Annotated in this window: 11 protein-coding genes and 3 pseudogenes; 8 read left to right on the top strand and 6 right to left on the bottom strand. The window is 54.8% G+C overall.

Features of this window, described 5'->3' with window-relative positions; translation table 11 throughout:
- Window positions 1–67: 67 nt before the first annotated feature.
- Window positions 68–992, top strand: a pseudogene (locus tag D2V07_RS18070) (IS3 family transposase); the annotation flags it as partial.
- 175 nt (window positions 993–1,167) lie between these two features.
- Here the strand turns inward: D2V07_RS18070 and D2V07_RS18065 are convergent.
- On the bottom strand, window positions 1,168–3,354 hold the full coding sequence (locus D2V07_RS18065) for a TonB-dependent receptor (protein WP_119588294.1): 2,187 nt from the start codon (window positions 3,352–3,354) through the stop codon (window positions 1,168–1,170).
- 443 nt (window positions 3,355–3,797) lie between these two features.
- Between D2V07_RS18065 and D2V07_RS19195 the strand changes: the two are divergent.
- Window positions 3,798–3,976, top strand: a pseudogene (locus tag D2V07_RS19195) (transposase); the annotation flags it as partial.
- Between the two features lie 85 nt (window positions 3,977–4,061).
- Here the strand turns inward: D2V07_RS19195 and D2V07_RS19190 are convergent.
- Window positions 4,062–4,298 (bottom strand): hypothetical protein, encoded by a 237-nt coding sequence (locus D2V07_RS19190; protein ID WP_407641612.1) that lies wholly within the window; start codon window positions 4,296–4,298, stop codon window positions 4,062–4,064.
- A gap of 276 nt (window positions 4,299–4,574) precedes the next feature.
- Here D2V07_RS19190 and D2V07_RS19185 point away from each other — a divergent pair, with 276 nt between their 5' ends.
- Window positions 4,575–4,925 (top strand): integrase core domain-containing protein, encoded by a 351-nt coding sequence (locus tag D2V07_RS19185; RefSeq protein WP_407641611.1) that lies wholly within the window; start codon window positions 4,575–4,577, stop codon window positions 4,923–4,925.
- Window positions 4,926–6,647: 1,722 nt separating this feature from the next.
- Here D2V07_RS19185 and D2V07_RS18055 read toward each other — a convergent pair.
- Together D2V07_RS18055 and D2V07_RS18050 are read right to left on the bottom strand one after the other, a co-directional pair.
- Window positions 6,648–8,201, bottom strand: coding sequence for a class I adenylate-forming enzyme family protein (locus D2V07_RS18055; protein WP_158586896.1), 1,554 nt, complete (start codon window positions 8,199–8,201; stop codon window positions 6,648–6,650).
- A 71-nt stretch (window positions 8,202–8,272) separates the two neighbouring features.
- Window positions 8,273–9,115, bottom strand: coding sequence for an alpha/beta fold hydrolase (locus D2V07_RS18050; RefSeq protein ID WP_119588292.1), 843 nt, complete (start codon window positions 9,113–9,115; stop codon window positions 8,273–8,275).
- A gap of 130 nt (window positions 9,116–9,245) precedes the next feature.
- Here D2V07_RS18050 and D2V07_RS18045 point away from each other — a divergent pair, with 130 nt between their 5' ends.
- Window positions 9,246–10,034: an SDR family NAD(P)-dependent oxidoreductase gene (locus D2V07_RS18045; RefSeq protein ID WP_119588291.1), complete on the top strand. Its 789-nt coding sequence runs from the start codon at window positions 9,246–9,248 to the stop codon at window positions 10,032–10,034.
- Between the two features lie 10 nt (window positions 10,035–10,044).
- On the opposite strand, the gene D2V07_RS18040 is transcribed toward D2V07_RS18045, so the two are convergent.
- Window positions 10,045–10,842, bottom strand: coding sequence for an IclR family transcriptional regulator (locus D2V07_RS18040; protein ID WP_119588290.1), 798 nt, complete (start codon window positions 10,840–10,842; stop codon window positions 10,045–10,047).
- 243 nt (window positions 10,843–11,085) lie between these two features.
- Here D2V07_RS18040 and D2V07_RS18035 point away from each other — a divergent pair, with 243 nt between their 5' ends.
- From D2V07_RS18035 to D2V07_RS18020, 4 genes are all read left to right on the top strand, one after another.
- Window positions 11,086–11,877 carry a fumarylacetoacetate hydrolase family protein gene (locus D2V07_RS18035; protein ID WP_119588289.1) on the top strand — a complete coding sequence of 264 codons (792 nt, stop codon included), beginning with the start codon at window positions 11,086–11,088 and terminating at the stop codon, window positions 11,875–11,877.
- A 78-nt stretch (window positions 11,878–11,955) separates the two neighbouring features.
- Window positions 11,956–12,873: an acetaldehyde dehydrogenase (acetylating) gene (locus tag D2V07_RS18030; protein WP_119588288.1), complete on the top strand. Its 918-nt coding sequence runs from the start codon at window positions 11,956–11,958 to the stop codon at window positions 12,871–12,873.
- A complete protein-coding gene (gene dmpG, locus D2V07_RS18025; protein ID WP_119588287.1) occupies window positions 12,873–13,913 on the top strand; it encodes a 4-hydroxy-2-oxovalerate aldolase in 1,041 nt (346 codons plus the stop codon). Before D2V07_RS18030 ends, dmpG begins: the two co-directional genes overlap by 1 nt.
- 281 nt (window positions 13,914–14,194) lie before the next feature.
- On the top strand, window positions 14,195–15,829 hold the full coding sequence (locus D2V07_RS18020) for an AMP-binding protein (RefSeq protein WP_158586895.1): 1,635 nt from the start codon (window positions 14,195–14,197) through the stop codon (window positions 15,827–15,829).
- Window positions 15,830–16,152: 323 nt separating this feature from the next.
- On the opposite strand, the pseudogene D2V07_RS18015 reads toward D2V07_RS18020, so the two are convergent.
- Window positions 16,153–17,077 (bottom strand): annotated as a pseudogene (locus D2V07_RS18015) (IS3 family transposase); the annotation flags it as partial.
- Between the last annotated feature and the right edge of the window lie 67 nt (window positions 17,078–17,144).

The following is a 17,144-nucleotide window of genomic DNA, read 5'->3' as shown; positions in this document are numbered from 1 at the left end:
GTGACGTGACCCCCTGATTTCCCTCCAAGTTGGATTAGAGTCCGGCCCTGATAGAAGGACGGTCGACAAGCGGCTGCTGGCCGATGCGATGCTGGACAAGGCGGCACTGAAGGATCTCCTGGCAAAAGGTTTTGACGCCCGCCGCGAAGCGGGAAGCTGTCGCTCATCTCCAGGCGTGCCACGGGATGAGCGAACGGCGGGCGTGCCGTGTTGTCGATGCCGATCGCAAGAGCGTGCGTTACTGTTCCACGCGTAACGATGATGCCGAGCTTCGGGAGAGGCTGCGCGAGCTGGCCAACCGGCGTCGTCGGTTCGGCTATCGGCGGCTGCATATCCTGCTGCGCCGGGAGGGGATCATGATCAACCGTAAGAAGATCCAGCGCATCTACCAGGAGGAAGGCTTGGCGGTCAGGCGGCGACGCAGCCGCAAGCGTGCTGTCGGCACAAGGGCTCCTGCCCCGGTGCCGGCTCTGCCGAACCAACGCTGGAGCCTGAACTTTGTGCACGACCAGATGGCGTCGGGCAGGAGGTTCCGTGTGCTCAATGTAGTCGACGACGTGACCAGGGAGTGCCTGGCAGCGGTGCCGGACACATCGATCTCAGGCCGCCGTGTCGTGCGAGAGCTGACGGAGCTGATCAGCCAGCGTGGCAAGCCCGGCATGATCGTCAGCGATAACGGCACTGAGCTGACCTGCAATGCGGTGCTGGCATGGTGCGGGGAGATGGGCGTGGAGTGGCATTACATCGCGCCAGGCAAGCCGATGCAGAACGGCTTTTGCGAGAGCTTCAATGGTCGCATGCGCGATGAGCTGCTGAACGAGACGCTGTTCTTGAGCATGGCCCATGCCCGTGTCGAGATCGCCGCCTGGGTGGATGATTACAACCGGGAGCGACCGCACTCATCGCTTGGCTACGCAACACCGGCGGCGTTCGCCGCCGAACTGGATAAGCAATGGCCTGCTTCGCTACGCCCTACGGACTCCGCTACGTAGCCCATTGCTACAACCGCGCTTATGCGCAAAACAACCGCTCGGCTCTAATCCCAGCTGGGGGAAAGCTGGGGGTCACGTCAACTCAAGTTGAGCAGGTCAAGACCCAAGATCTTCTGATCTTGGGTCTTGACTTTGCCAAAATAAAGATAACACCCTGCCTCCAACCACCAGAGAATTAGAATCTAACTTCTAAACTAGCTCCTATCTCACGAGGACGTTCGTAGGTAGCATAGGCAGCGAGGGGACCGGGCGAAATTTGCTGAACAACCGCTTCATTCGTAAGGTTTTTTCCATAGATACGGAAAGTAAAGTCGTCATCGGGATTAGTCCATCCAATCTCAGCTGTCAAAAGTTGGTATGGTTCCTGCTCAAAGATGTTCAGATAGTCATAGTATACCGAACTCGAATGGAACAGGTTGCCTCCCACGAATGCTTCGCCTTCCCAAGCATCGAAGGTGTAGCGCCCATTCAATGTCAAAGTGAACTCTGGGGCGCGGACAAGCTGATTGCCAGATGCATCAGCGGTCGAAACCAAGTTGCCGCCGCCTGGTTGGGGTAGAAAAACCTGCGCATTGGGGAAGTCTACATACTCGGAATGAGCATAAGCAAGTGCCGCACGCAGGTTCAGACCGGTCACAGGATCTACGAACAGCTCCAATTCGCCCCCATAGATTTCTGCACTGGCAGCATTCTGCAAAACAAACGAATTGTCTGCTGCCCGCGCGGTAACCTGGAGATTGTCATAATTGTAGAAGTATGTCGCAAGGTTCGCCCGCAGCCATGGCAACGGATCAGCCTTTATGCCAAATTCGACGGCATCGATGGTTTCCGGTTGCACAGCCACATTAGAGGGGCTGAACGTGTTGAAAGTTCCACTCTTAAACCCGTTCCCATAGGTGGCATAAATGTTCAGGAATGGTGAAACTTCATATTGGATAGCAGCACGATAGGTGAACTTATCGAAATCCTCCTCTGCATCCGTGAAGAGCTGTACGCCATTTATACGCTGTGAAAATTTCCGAGTTTCTAGTGTGTATCGGCCACCCAGGGTAATCGACAAGCTGGGCGTCAGATCGTAAGTACCCTCAACGAAGCCCGCGATTGACGAATTGTCGACCTCCGGCTCAAGCGTCAGAGGAGTAATAGGCTGCGTTACGTCCCTCCGATTGATTAGAATTAGAGGTTGCTCACCTTCAAGTTGGTAATAATAAACCCCGGTAGTCCAATTGAGGGAACTAGAATTATCCGAAATCAGACGAAGTTCTTGAGTGAACGTATCCGGCCTGACCCGCATATTCGTTTCGCCAAGGAGTATGTTAGTCGCATCAGAATCGCCTATCTGGTGCACGCGGGTGCGCATATAAGAACTGGTTGATTCCAAAAGGACCCCGTCTAGATCAATAAGCCCTTTAAGAGCGATATCTAGTCGGTTAAAATCAGAACGGCCTGGTATGCCGAAGGTTACGTTAGAAGCTTCCCATGGGCTTTCAGGAAGAAGCACCCCCTCGATGTTTGCGGCCAGCGTATTATCTCCCAGAGGTCGAGCGGTAGCAGCATTTTCGTCCTGAGTGTCAACAAAACCGACAGTTAGAATGAACTGAACATCGCTACTTGGCTCGAAAAGCAATTTCGAGCGGATTGAAGCGATCTCCGTCTCACCAACTGTCCCGCCATCAGGCAAGTACGTTACGTATCCGCCTTGATTACGATAAAGCACAGCGAGATCCGCCGCTATGGTGTCTGTCAAGCCACCGGTAGCATACGCCTGGATATCAAATTTGTTCGAATCTTCACGCATACGCCCCCAGCTAGCTCGGAAACGAGCGCGCGGAGTGAACTGAGGGTCGGGGGTGACAACGTTGACCAAACCGCCAGTGGCGTTGCGACCGAACACAGTTCCCTGCGGCCCCCGCAGCACCTCAACGCGAGATACTTCGACAAGGTCAACTTGCGTCGAATAGGGATCGCCTTGATAAACCCCATCAACATAAACTGCGACGTTAGACTCGTCACCTACGGACGTTCCACTCGACCCTACCCCACGTATACTAGGTTGCATCACAAGCTGATTGCGCCCCCCATTGAAGCCGGGAGCAACTAGGTTGAGATTTCGCACCTGTTCCACACCCGCGATAGTAAGCGCCTCGTCTGATACGGCCGAAACTGCGACAGGAACGTCCTGCAAATCCTCTTCACGACGGGTGGCGGTGACAACGATAGCCTGAGCCCCAACTTCTGAATTTGAAGCTATCGGATCGCCTGCCTCGACGTCCTGCTCTTGCGCCTCTGCGCGCTCCACATTTAGGATTAGTGGACAAAGCAACAACGATAGCATTGCTGATTTCGTGACTACTATTTCCATAATTACCTCTCCCTGATATTATTGTTCTTGTCTTGGCTCACCAAGCACCACAACCCAAAAGAAATTTAGACCGTTTTTGAATGAAGTAATACCTATTCTCTAGAAAAGAGATAAGTGTTTTGCCTAAGCTCAACTGCCGAATTAAATTCCATAATAAGGCAAGGTGCGCTTTCTGCTTTTTGAATAATCTTGCATTTGCCTCTTCTCTCACCCCGCCGAAACTATTCCATGTTGGTGTCGCCACGCTCAGCAGCGATGTCAATACGTGGAAGAATGTTTGAGATGCATATGTGCAGCTATCTATCAGAGGGTGAGAATATTCCATTGGAGTTGGTGGGAATTCTATCTATTCATCTAGCCGGAATGTGACGGTTGCGGTGGTCTCAGCCACTAGATTTCTTCCAATGATAATTGGAGTCCGGCCCTGATAAAGAGACGGACGAATGAAGCGAATCAGGTTCAGCAAAGAGAAGATCATCGCTGTGTTGAAGGAGCAGGAAGCGGGGATGCCAACACCGGAGGCGTGCCGCCGTCCCGGGGTTAGTTCGGCGACCTTCTACAAGAAGTTAAAGTATGGCGGACTGGAAGTTTCGGATACCCCCGGCATTTACGTCAGCTTGAGTAAGAGAACGAGCGGCTGAAGAAGCTGCTGGCGGACTCGATGCTCGACAACGCCGTCCTCAAGAGGGGCAGCGTAAAAAAAAGTTTTAGCGCACGGAGCCAAGCGGCAGCCGGTGGCTCATCTCCAGAAGGTTTTCGAGGTGAGCCGGTGCCGGGCCTGCGTGATCCTGGGCGTAGGTCGGACTATGGTGCGCTACGTCAGTCATCGTCCTGACGATGCGAAGGCCCATGAGCGCATCAGTGAACTGGCCAGCCAGCGTCGTTGGTTCGGCTACCGGCGGTTGCGCTGCCTGCTGTGCCAGGAAGTGGGCGATGAACCACAAGAAGCTCCGGCGGCTTTATCGCGAGGAACGGCTACAAGTGCGCCGCCGTGGCGTTCGCAGGCGGGCCCTGGGCACACGAGCACCAATGACATTCCCGCAGGGACCCAATCAGCGCTGGAGCCTGGACTTTGTGTCCGATGCCTTTGCCTGTGGGCGAAGGTTCGGGATCTTTGCTGTCGTTGGTGATAGCAGCCAAGTGTGCGCGCGTCTGAGCGCCAATCTGTCTATCTCCGGCGCTCGGGTCGGGCGGGAGCTAATCCAGCAGTCTTCGAGCGGATGGCACGGCCCCATACGATCGCCAGCGATAAAGGCATTGAGCTGACGGTATGGCGATCCTACGCTGGTCCAAGGAGCGCAATGTCGAGTGGCATTACATCGAGCGCGCGCCTGCAGGGCGAGTGCCTGGACGAGACGATTTTCACAAGCCTCGCCCTCGGCCGCCAGGTACTGGAAGCCTGGCGGCACGACTACAACCACTTCCGGCCCCGCTCGAGCCTCGGGAAAGATCCGGTTGTGATCGGGGAGGATCAAACGGCAAACCGTACTGGGGGCATGCTTCCCCATTACGTTTCGCCATCACGCTCAACGATGGGCATCAAAACGGGCCAACTCTACCGGTACTGGTAGAAACTTCGGGCTCAGAGCAGCGGTAATGCCGTTAGCGGAAAAGAACGTGCTTACGCATCGGTCGTAACGGATGTGGGTTAACGGGATAGCGTAGTTGGCCCCTGCATCATCATATTTGCGCCATGAATCAGTCGTCGTAGGTCTACGTCTAGCAATCGGCAGATGAGCAGGAGATTGTCACCGTCAGAGTGGATCATGCGCAGAGTGTTCTTAACATAAGCGGCAGGGAAAGCTGGTCGTTCATTTCTTAGTCGGGCGCTAAGCAGCCTAGCTGCCCAACTTAGGACGCTAGCCAACGAGGTCGACCGGCTAGAAGCGCAAATACTTGAGTGGCACCGCCCCGATGAGACGGCCCGGCGGCTCGTCACGATTCCGGAATACGGTCCGAACACAGCGTCGGCCATATCAGCGGCGGAGCCAGATGCGTCTCTATTCAGATTAGGGCGTCAGGTCACGGCATGGTATGCGCTTATCTTCGGGCGCGCAGCCACGGCGGCGAGGAACGGCCGGGATGACCAAGCAGCGCGACGGCGACTTAAGTCGGCTGCTCGTGGTCGGCGCGCGACGGCAGTGATGCGGATAACGCGCAAGGGTGCAGATCGGCAGCCGTGGATAGCTAGCTGATCGAACGCAAACCTGCGAAGATCGCGAGTGTCGCGATCAGCTTACAAAGCAGCAGGGGTGCCGCCGCCGGACTCTCGTCCACACCGCCGGATATTGCCCGGCGGCAGGATGGCGTAGGGGTAGCTAGGTAGTGATGGCGAACTGGTCAGACCGAGGGGCCAGCAAAACTCCGGGGCCCAGCGCTTAGAGCGCGATGATGTGCTTAGGGAGCTAGCCTACGGACTTCATCAAAACTAGCGGTCAAAGCGTACTGCGCGAACTGGCTGAACACCTGAATGCACCCGACCGATACTCATCTTTACTTAACAAGCTCTTGTGCCGCAGGCGTCGTCCACACTTCGAGCTACAACGTCCGCACCACGTTGCAAATAGGCTGATGCAAGGGGCGCCCACAACAACAGTGAGGACCCGTCTTCAGTTCTAAAGTTTGCCGAACATGTTTGCGCTATCGCGCAATCGATGAAGTATGCATTCTAGCATTTCGCAATTAGCTTTTGAGAAGGAGTCGGGGAAGGTCCGGCGGTCGCGGGAACCAGTCGGTCTATTGGGCTATCGCCGAGCAGTGCGAGCCTCGGGAAGCGCGTCGAGCATCAGCCGCCCCTATGAAGTCGCTTTATCCGCCCCTCCGCCCGCCAGCATTGCCAGTGACCACCTTAGCCCTCCAAGAACGCACGAAGCTCGGAATCCATGCCGCCTTTGGTGCACCCGGCACCTCTGGGAGGAGCCTCCCATTCAGTAAGCTGTCTACTGTTCGGTAAGCCCAGAGATGCGTGGCACAGAAAATGCGTGGCCCAGATCATCGGCTAATTGAATCTACGCTTCCAACCGGCGAGGTCAGCAAAAACCCTGTTAGACATATCCTACCGGCTTCCTTTGGAAAATCCGGTAATAGATCGCATTGTTAATCCAGCCTCTATCGGCAACTCTCTTCAAAGCAATCCGCTTCTGATCATGAGAAATGATTTCACAAAGGATTCGGGGAGGGGTGCACTGACCCGCCGTATCCCGTGCGCCAGTTACGGCAACGTCGTCTCCAAATCCGATTTCAAACCCTCAAAAGCAATTCATAGTTCTTCAGCTAAGCGGCAGTGATCTCTTTCAACGATTTTCCGCGATAATCTTGAGCCTTTTCCTGTCCGGCTTTTGCGCGGGCGTTTTTGGGATTGCGTCTAATAGTATGATGGTGCGGGGAATTTTGTAATCGGTCAGGTTCCGAGCGCAGTGATTGAGCAGCATATTCTCCGTTACCTCGGAGCCCTGTTCTGTCGCTACGAAAGCTAAGGGAACTTCGCCTTTGCGATCGTCGGGCACTGAAATCACAGCTACGTCCGTGACCCCTGGAACCTTAGAAATTACCTCCTCGATCTCGCTTGGGTAGACATTGAATCCTGCGACGATGAGCATGTCTTTCTTGCGGTCGACGACTGTCAGAAATCCATCTGATGTTAAATATCCGATGTCTCCTGTGGGAAGCCAGCCGTGATCTCCGCAGGGCGGAAGACCCATGTAACGATCAACGACCCGTTCTCCCCGGACCATAATTTCACCGGCTTCATTTGCGTCCAACCGTCTTCCACTTTCGTCGAGCGCAGCTATCTCCACCTCGATACCGGGCAGCGGACGTCCGGCTGTGCCATACTTGTGCGTTCCGTCAAGTGGCTGCGCCGTTAAGGGACCACCTTCTGTCATGCCAAATGCCTCAAGGATCGGGAGGCCAGTCTTAGCCTCCCAACGCAGAAGCGTCTGCCGCGAGAATACCGAACCGCCACCCGGACACAGCCACAGCGCGGAAAGGTCGTGATTGGGAGCCGAGAGGAGCCCTTGATAGATCGCCGCCGGACCACCGCTGAAGACGCTGACCCTGTGCTTTTCCATCAGACCTGCCGTGACGTCTGGCTGGAAGCGCGGAACGATTACGAGGGGAGCGCGCCCATACACCGGATTGAAGCAACCCATGTGCAAGCCCCAGACATGGCTGACGGGGGCAACATTGAGCCAGACCTCTTCGTGTAGGCGAGTGGGCCAAGCTGTATGCATCGCCTTGATGCAGTTCATTTCCGACCTTTGGTTGCGCCTGACCGCCTTCGGCGCGCCGGTCGACCCACCCGTAAACATGATTATACAGGGGCTCTCGCCTGTAATTTCCAGTTCTGGCCGCTCTGTCGGCGCTTCCAGCAATTGCTCAAGTCCAATACCGCCCTCGCCCACGACAACCAGAGGTATTCCTATCTTATCGGCGGCGTCACCGACGACTGCTGCATTCTTTCCACCCGCCAGAATCAGGTCAGGCTCCGCAATCCCGAACAGCACCCCCAGTTCGCGCGGCGTATATTCGGCATTGGCCATCGAAATTTCGACACCAGCGCTCAATGCAGCGAAAATGGCGACGTTTGCTTCGATCGAATTCGGGATGGAAATAGCGACACGGCCTGATGGCGGAACAATCTCGCCAATGCGCGTGGCGAGACCTGTAACCGCAGAACCGAACTGGGCGTATGTGAGCCTTCGATCTCCCTCAATCAATGCCAGCTTTTCAGGACAAGCTTCTACCGCGTCCCAGAACATGGTCACTACATCACTATATTCTTCGCGCAGGAAAGCTGGATCGCCTTCACTGAGGCGACGAAGTATCTCGGATCTGGTTTTCGACATCTGCATAAATACCATTTAGCTGGAAACTGTCTTAAAGACTTATCGGTTAAGAATTACGGCTAGCGAGGACCTCAATTGCAACGGAGAAATGCGCGTATTTGGTCCAGAAACTGATCCTCACGCTCTAGCTGGACCCAGTGGCCGCATTGACCATAAACATGCATCTCGGAGCGCTTCAGGTGTTCATGCATTCGCACTGCAACATGCAATGGAATCATCTTGTCTTCGCGGCCGTGCAGAATCAGCGTTGGCGCATCGATAGCTTCCAACTGCTCCAGCGGAATACCCTTGACGATCCGTGGACCTTCCGGTGCTTGACCAGCGTCAGGCTGCAGCTTGTGGATTGTTTCTTTCCCGCTGGCGATCTCCGCCACACGCAGGCGCGCGGCCACCGCCTCGTCGGTAACTATTGACGGATCGTATGGGAATGCCTTCATCATAGCGCGCATGGCGTCCATGCTGGGCTCGAAGGATCGGCTGTCCGCCAGTCCCCGCGTCTGCTCAAACTCACCAGCCGGTGTGCCCATAAGAATAAGCGAGCGCACTTTGTCGGAATGAAAAGCCATCATTCCCAGCGCGAGAGCACCACCGAAGCTGTTGCCGACCAGCGTTACGCGGTCGAGGCCAAGGGCTTCTATAAAGCCCGCCAGATGCCGCGTCCACAGCTTGATGCCCGGTTTCTCTCCTTCAGGCAGTTGGCTAAAGCCGAAGCCCACGATGTCGAGGGCCAGAACTCTGTGCGTTTCCCCAAGTTTTGGCAGGATTCCTCGCCAGTTTTGCCAGGCGGTCACGCCAGGACCCGAACCGTGAAGGAGGATAACGGGGTCCCCTTCTCCACATTCGTGATAATTTGTCTGGATACCATCGACGTCTATCGACAACCCGATATCGGGAAGCTCCGTATTACCGGGCATACCTCTCTCCAAAGCAGCATTTCGCCAAATTCTTCTTCCTTATCTGTTGCGAGGGACCTTGGAAGATGTCAATACGCTGGAGTATGGATGGTTGATGTCAGATAGACAAAAACCCAGAGGGTGAGAATTGATGGGAAAACTTTTGGACCAAACAGCGTTAATCACTGGCGCGGCTTCAGGTATCGGCAAGGCAGTGGCGATGCGTTTCGTCGAGGAAGGAGCGAATGTAGTTGCGTTGGATCGCAATGCCGACGCTCTCGCGGATCTGTCGGATCACTTGGGAGATCGGTGCTCTGTCTTAGCTGGAGATTGCACAGAGGCTGCAATCTGCGAAGCGGGCGTCGAACTTGCGAAGGAAAAGTTCGGAAAATTGGACACCGCGATAGCGAACGCCGGCGTTTACGACTGGTACAAACGTATAGATCGCATGACAATGGAAGACTTGGGGGCAGCGTTCGAGGAATTGTTCCGAATTAATGTGCTGTCGACTTTGCTCTTGGCGCGAGCTTCCGCAGATGCGTTGCGGAAATCCATGGGCTCTCTGATAGTGACCTGCTCCAATGCTAGTTTCAGAGCTGGCGGCGGTGGCACATTGTACACTGCCAGCAAGTTCGCACTGCGGGGCATAGTTTATCAACTTGCTTATGAATGGGCGCCGCAAATCCGCGTTAACGGCGTTGCTCCTGGCGGGACTGTCACGGGCCTTTCGGGATTGGGCACACTGGAGAGCGCATCGCGTCGTCTCGATTCCGAACAGCGCACAGTCGAAATGGTGGCGAAGGCATCGCCACTGGCAAGGGCGGCAGAGGCGGAAGACCATGCCGGATGCTATGTGCTTCTCGCGTCACCTAGAGATGGAGTAAACCTAAATGGAACGATCCTGGTCAGCGATGGCGGATTGATCTCGCGAATGGGTTAGGCCGAGCGCGTCAGGTCTTCTTACTTCGCTTCTCGCGAACCTCGTCCCCTGGCATTCGCAAAACATCGGAAACTGCCTTTGCCGCTTCAACGATACGCGGAAAGAGCGTAAGCAAATCCTGTTCCGCTTTCTCGGGATCAACGTCTTTGCAGACCTCGGTGACTGACACAGCCGCCAACAGGCCAGGCCTGCACAGTATTGGCACCGCGAGGCAGCGCAGCTCTGGGTACATCTCCCCTCGATCCATCGCCCATCCCTGTCGGCGTACGCCGTTGATTTCCTCTCTCAAGTCATCGACATCGAATATTGTGTTTTCCGTAAGAGGAACGAAATCGCCCAAGGCAAGATAGTCTTCAAGCGTATCGCGTTCCAGCTGGGCAAGCAGGGCCTTGCCAATCGCCGTGCAATAAGCCTCGAGCTCGATCTCCTCCCGAGAAGGAGACCGTCGGCACCCAGATTCGACCTTGACCAAATAGCGTACAAGGTTGTCTCGAAAGACGCCCAGATGCGCCGTGCGCCTGCAAGTCTTGGCGAGGTCTGCGATAATGGGCCGGGTCGCAGTGGTAATAATCGAGTCGATATCCGCACGTGCCGCTATTTCCACGCTGGCGATGCCAAGCGCGTATAGCCCTCGACGATGCCGGACTAAAAATTTGCGCTCGACCAACGGCTTAAGAAGGCGGTGAGCTGTAGAGACGGGAATCCCAGTATGTTTGGAGATTTCCTTCACAGTCATGGGTGAGGAAGAAACGCTACCGATGAGGTCGAGTATTCGCTCGACTACTGATGTGCTGGATTCGTTGTTCATGCGCTCCTTGCTATCACAGGGTGAGACTTTTGGGCAACAAAAGCCTCCATCAAGCTTGGCGGAGCACCTGACAATGGCGCACAGACGAAATTACAAAATGGAAGGTCCCGCTTTCGAACCGTTTCGCCTTCAAAGACGCTTCGCATTTGATGGCCAGTGAATTGCTCGATGGTGGGCCCGCAGACGACATCGGCAAAAGATACAAGGGCGTTTCGATGCGCACGTTTGGGAGAATTTAAGGCAATGCCACTCGAAAGTTCAATAATATCTTCACTGGGCGATGAACTCTACGGCGCTCTAATCAGGGGCCTAACGGTTTCCAATCTGCGGGATCGCCATCCGGAGATAGATATTGGCGACGCCTATCGCGTCCAGGAACGAATGATCGCGCGCCGTCTGGAAGCTGGCGAAAAGATCATCGGAAAAAAGATCGGCGTTACCTCCAAAGTGGTGCAGGAAATGATTGGAGTGTTCGAGCCTGATTTCGGACAATTGACCGATCGAATGCTGGTTCCCGATTGCGCCACGGTAGATCACAAATCACTCATCCAACCCAAGGCCGAAGGCGAAATTGCGTTCATTCTGAAACATGATCTCAACGGGCCAGGCGTGACCGCCGCCGATGTACTGGAGGCGACCGAATATGTCACTGCCTGCTTTGAGATCGTCGATAGCCGCATTCACGACTGGGATATCAAAATTCAGGATACAGTCGCGGATAACGCCTCGTGCGGAATATTCGCGATTGGGACCGCGCGGGTCGATCCGCGTCAGATCGATCTGGCCAAAGTGACCATGACAATCGAGTGTAATGGAGTCGAGGTTGCGAGCGGGATCGGCGCCGCTGTTCAGGGTTCCCCTCTTAACTCTGTCGCTTGGCTCGCCAATACGCTTGGAGAGCTTGGAATGCCGTTCAGGGCGGGTGAAATAATCCTTTCCGGAGCACTTGGGCCGATGATCGACATATCCAGCGGTGACACGCTGCAGCTTAACCTCAGCGACGGGCTTGGGTCCTGTCGCATGACTTTTTCTTAGCCAATCGCGTGCTTCGGCAAGGATAGCAACGAGGTGACAAACCTCGGCGCACTCTAGTGACAAAGTAAGGATGCACAGATGGACAAAATTAAATGCGCAATAATCGGGCCGGGGAATATCGGCACCGATCTGCTTTACAAACTGCTTCGTTCCGAAGTTCTCGAACCCGTTTGGATGGTGGGTATAGAGGCCGGCTCCGAAGGTCTTGCCCGCGCGAAGGAACTGGGCCTCAAGACCACTGCCGAAGGGGTTGATGGGCTGGTGCCTCACGCAATCGAGGATGGAGTGAGCATCGCGTTTGATGCGACTTCGGCCTATGTCCACGCCGAAAACAGCCGAAAGCTGAACGAGCTGGGCATTCTTATGATCGACCTGACGCCCGCCGCCTTGGGCCCGCTTTGCGTTCCCCCGGTCAATCTCAAGGATCTGGCAGGCCGTAAGGCAATGAACGTCAACATGGTCACATGCGCGGGCCAGGCCACGATTCCGATGGTCGCCGCCATCAGCAAAGTTCAAAGCGTTGATTATGCCGAGATAATCGCAACGGTCGCGTCGAAGTCGATCGGAGCGGGTACCCGTAAGAATATCGACGAGTTTACGCGCACCACTTCTGCGGCGGTCTCTAAAGTGGGTGGTGCAGCCGAAGGCAAGGCTATCGTGGTCGTCAATCCTGCCGAGCCTCCGCTGATGATGCGGGACACAGTCTATTGTGAAACAGTTGACCAACCGGATCAGGAAGCGATCACCGCATCCGTGCACGAGATGATTTCTGCTGTGCAACAATATGTCCCCGGCTACCAATTGAAGAACGGGCCAATTTTCGAGGGCCGCAAAGTCTCGATCTTTCTCGAAGTACAGGGCCTTGGCGATTTTCTGCCCAAATATGCGGGGAATCTGGATATTATGACTGCGGCCGCAGCGCGCACGGCTGAAATGTTTGCACACGAGATCCTTAATGGCCGGCTTGAACTCACACCTTTCAAGGAGAATGCATAATGACACTCGAAGAAGAAGTCTGGGGTCGAAAGCTCAAGCTTCATGATATGTGTTTGCGCGACGGCATGCATTCCATGCGGCATCAGATCACGCTGGATCAGATGGTCGATATCGCTTCCGGGCTTGATGACGCGGGGGTACCGTTGATCCAGGTCACACACGGTGACGGGTTGGGAGGATCATCCCTGAATTACGGTCGCGGACTCCATTCGGATAGCGAATACATCTCGGCAGTGGCCAAGGTAGTAAAAAGGGCGACTATCTCGGTACTCCATGTTCCGGGCATTGGCACTCTGGATGAGTTGCGGATGGCTGCCGATTGCGGGGCAGGATGTGTTCATGTCGCCTCGCATTGCACCGAAGCAGACGTCACCGAACAGCACATTGGCCTGGGACGGGAACTTGGGCTTGATACAGTCGGCTTTCTCATGATGGCGCATATGACGCCGCCCGAGCATCTCGTGGAGCAGGCGTTGTTGATGGAAGGGTATGGAGCAACAACAATCTACTGTGTTGATTCGGCAGGTTACATGCTTCCTGACGAAGTCACCGATCGTATTATTGGCCTTCGGAAAGCATTACAGGACGAAACCGAGATCGGGTTTCACGCTCATCACAATCTCGGGATGGGAGTCGCCAATTCCCTGGCAGCAGTGGCGGCCGGCGCGGATCGCATCGATGGCTCTGCTGCCGGACTGGGTGCTGGCGCTGGCAATACACCGCTCGAATTGATGGCTGCCGTCGGAGAGCGATTGGGCATCGAGACCGGGGTGGACCTGTTTAAACTGATGGATGTAGCGGAGGATCGGGTTCTGCCGATCATGCCGGAACCGCCCCGTGCAGATCGGGACTCAATAACGCTTGGTTTCGCAGGGGTCTATTCGACTTTTCTGTACCAGGCCAAGGAGGCCGAGAGTAAATACGGCTTATCGGCCCGTGATATCTTGATGGAACTAGCTCGCAAGAAAATGATAGGAGGACAGGAGGACATGATCGAAGATACGGCACTTACAATGGCGAAGGAACGGGATCTGGCTTAGACCTTCAACGACTGGAGTTGAGCAAATCAAACGGTAAAGGCGTTCTTATCAAGAGGCTAACTTTTATATATCGCGCTCTATCGGCTAATATTAATAGGGGCTTCGCTAAAGTTTTCATTTGGCAGTGAACATTTTGCGAATTTTGTATATCTTAGCTCGCTCACTTCGATCGAAAATCTCTTACGTATTAACGAAGTTAATTTTTGAAGTAGGGGTGCGCGGCCAGAACGCCTCAGGCCATCACAATGCTTTGCCCTCCCAGCTTTAGACAAGGAACACTTATGCACGAAAGCGGTCAACAGGACCCGGCGACCTTTATGCACTTAAAGGAGTTTCAAAGTACCCTGCCGGATGCGCGTCCCCTAGCGCAATTACTCGAGCATGCGGCTAAAGAATTTGAGGGATTGGAATATGTATCGTTTAAAGATCGATCCTTCTCTTATGCAGAATCATGGGCACTTGTGCGCGCTATTGCGAGCGGGCTCAAGAGTTCGAAGATCATGCAAGGAGATCGTGTCGGCATTTGTCTTTCAAACACGCCCCATTATTCTTTAGCATGCTTCGCGCTTTGGAGAATCGGGGCGGCAGGTGTTGGAATGAACCCTCTATACTCTCTGCGCCAACTCAAAATGATAGCCGAAGACTCGCAACTCCAATGGATCATTGTGAGTGATGAAGAAATGCAGCTTTCCAAGGCAAGGCAAGTGGCGGAGGAGGTCGGTGCCCGACTCATTATCTGTCGCGCCGATGCTAAAGACCTGATTGAATTTGAGCCCGCGGCAACCAGAGGTAGCGAAGTTGCGTTCGCAGAACTCTGCCTTGAAACCTCAGACGAGGAACTAATGCCGCCACCGCTGGATTCGGTAGCCATGATCCAGTATACTGGAGGAACGACAGGCACGCCGAAGGGTGCGATGCTCAGCCATAGAAATATATGGGCTGGAGCGCATCAGATCCTGTACTGGTTGCACCGCATCCAGGATGATAGCGCTATTTGGTATGCTGCCGCTCCGTTTTCGCACATAACCGGACTGTTAAACTATATCGTACAGCCCACAATTGTGGGAGGTAAAGCATTACTCACTGAGCGTTTTTCCGCGAAAGAGTTGATTGACTTGGTTCGAAAAAGGCGAGTGTCCGTTCTGATTCTAATCCCAACCATGCTGTCAGCGGTCTTGGCAGAAGAAAAAGATGTCAAAGAAGTGGATTGGAGCAATATCCTACACGTGTTGGTGGGCGGGGCACCTCTTTCTCATGAACTGGCTAGACGCTTTCATGAGGCCACTGGACTGTGGCCACAGCAAGGCTATGCAATGACCGAGACCTCCGGCAGCGGTGTTGGGATGCCAAGCAAAAAACTTCCTGGCCACGAGGCCGCTACCGGAATCCCGATGCGTGGCACGTGTGTTGAAATCCGCTCTTTGGACGATCCTGCTATTGAGGTCTTGCCTGGTGAAGACGGGGAGATCTGCTTCAGGGGAGCAAACGTAATTCAGAGTTATTGGCGACGTCCATTTACCTCAGACGACATGACTCCTGACGGGTTTTTTCGAAGCGGTGACATTGGTTCTCTTACCAAAGATGGTGTCCTCTATCTTGTTGATCGATTAAAGGATGTAATTATTTGCAGTGGCTATAACGTCTATCCCCGAATCATCGAAGACGCTGTATTAGAGCACCCCTCCGTCCATGAGACCGTAGCCATCGGAATACCGGACAACTATAGAGGCGAAACAGTGCTAAGCGTCATCACGCTAAAGGCCGGCACTGATATCTCGCAAGGGGAACTTCTGGATTTCCTCAAATCCAAGCTATCACCGTTCGAAATGCCGAAGCGAGTTGAAATACTGGATTCATTACCAAAAACAGAAAATGCAAAGCTATCGCGTAAGGCAATCCGTGACATGTTTACTTGATAGACGATTTGATTGGCCGGGAATGTGAAAATCTGCTTCTTATTACTTTGGGTTGTCTTTGAAATCGCTTCGCCTCGAAGTATATTCAAGGATTTACAAGGGCACGATAACTTTGTTCACTAGTGGTGTGAGTCCGAAGTTTCTACCAGTTACGGGTAGAGCCTTGGGCACTGTTGGACTGCTACCCAACGTTGAACCACTTGGGTCTGGAGGTTTCCGCCTTTCCCAGATCCGGTGGGCTGGTGACGTGACCCCCAGCTTTCCCCCAGCTGGGATTAGAGCCGAGCGGTTGTTTTGCGCATAAGCGCGGTTGTAGCAATGGGCTACGTAGCGGAGTCCGTAGGGCGTAGCGAAGCAGGCCATTGCTTATCCAGTTCGGCGGCGAACGCCGCCGGTGTTGCGTAGCCAAGCGATGAGTGCGGTCGCTCCCGGTTGTAATCATCCACCCAGGCGGCGATCTCGACACGGGCATGGGCCATGCTCAAGAACAGCGTCTCGTTCAGCAGCTCATCGCGCATGCGACCATTGAAGCTCTCGCAAAAGCCGTTCTGCATCGGCTTGCCTGGCGCGATGTAATGCCACTCCACGCCCATCTCCCCGCACCATGCCAGCACCGCATTGCAGGTCAGCTCAGTGCCGTTATCGCTGACGATCATGCCGGGCTTGCCACGCTGGCTGATCAGCTCCGTCAGCTCTCGCACGACACGGCGGCCTGAGATCGATGTGTCCGGCACCGCTGCCAGGCACTCCCTGGTCACGTCGTCGACTACATTGAGCACACGGAACCTCCTGCCCGACGCCATCTGGTCGTGCACAAAGTTCAGGCTCCAGCGTTGGTTCGGCAGAGCCGGCACCGGGGCAGGAGCCCTTGTGCCGACAGCACGCTTGCGGCTGCGTCGCCGCCTGACCGCCAAGCCTTCCTCCTGGTAGATGCGCTGGATCTTCTTACGGTTGATCATGATCCCCTCCCGGCGCAGCAGGATATGCAGCCGCCGATAGCCGAACCGACGACGCCGGTTGGCCAGCTCGCGCAGCCTCTCCCGAAGCTCGGCATCATCGTTACGCGTGGAACAGTAACGCACGCTCTTGCGATCGGCATCGACAACACGGCACGCCCGCCGTTCGCTCATCCCGTGGCACGCCTGGAGATGAGCGACAGCTTCCCGCTTCGCGGCGGGCGTCAAAACCTTTTGCCAGGAGATCCTTCAGTGCCGCCTTGTCCAGCATCGCATCGGCCAGCAGCCGCTTGTCGACCGTCCTTCTATCAGGGCCGGACTCTAATCCAACTTGGAGGGAAATCAGGGGGTCACGTCAC

The sequence above is a fragment of the Aurantiacibacter zhengii genome (genome assembly GCF_003584125.1).
Lineage (GTDB): Bacteria > Pseudomonadota > Alphaproteobacteria > Sphingomonadales > Sphingomonadaceae > Alteraurantiacibacter > Alteraurantiacibacter zhengii.
Note: the sequence above shows the minus strand (reverse complement) of the source record. Positions and strands in the feature narration are given on the sequence as shown.

Bases quoted from the DNA above. Each gene is read 5' to 3' on its own strand.
- D2V07_RS19185 (WP_407641611.1), top strand. From the start codon at position 4,575: ATGGCACGGCCCCATACGATCGCCAGCGATAAAGGCATTGAGCTGACG.
- D2V07_RS18050 (WP_119588292.1), bottom strand. From the start codon at position 9,115: ATGCCCGGTAATACGGAGCTTCCCGATATCGGGTTGTCGATAGACGTC.
- D2V07_RS18065 (WP_119588294.1), bottom strand. From the start codon at position 3,354: ATGGAAATAGTAGTCACGAAATCAGCAATGCTATCGTTGTTGCTTTGT.
- D2V07_RS18030 (WP_119588288.1), top strand. From the start codon at position 11,956: ATGGACAAAATTAAATGCGCAATAATCGGGCCGGGGAATATCGGCACC.
- D2V07_RS18020 (WP_158586895.1), top strand. From the start codon at position 14,195: ATGCACGAAAGCGGTCAACAGGACCCGGCGACCTTTATGCACTTAAAG.
- dmpG (WP_119588287.1), top strand. From the start codon at position 12,873: ATGACACTCGAAGAAGAAGTCTGGGGTCGAAAGCTCAAGCTTCATGAT.
- D2V07_RS18055 (WP_158586896.1), bottom strand. From the start codon at position 8,201: ATGTCGAAAACCAGATCCGAGATACTTCGTCGCCTCAGTGAAGGCGAT.
- D2V07_RS18035 (WP_119588289.1), top strand. From the start codon at position 11,086: ATGCCACTCGAAAGTTCAATAATATCTTCACTGGGCGATGAACTCTAC.
- D2V07_RS18040 (WP_119588290.1), bottom strand. From the start codon at position 10,842: ATGAACAACGAATCCAGCACATCAGTAGTCGAGCGAATACTCGACCTC.
- D2V07_RS18045 (WP_119588291.1), top strand. From the start codon at position 9,246: ATGGGAAAACTTTTGGACCAAACAGCGTTAATCACTGGCGCGGCTTCA.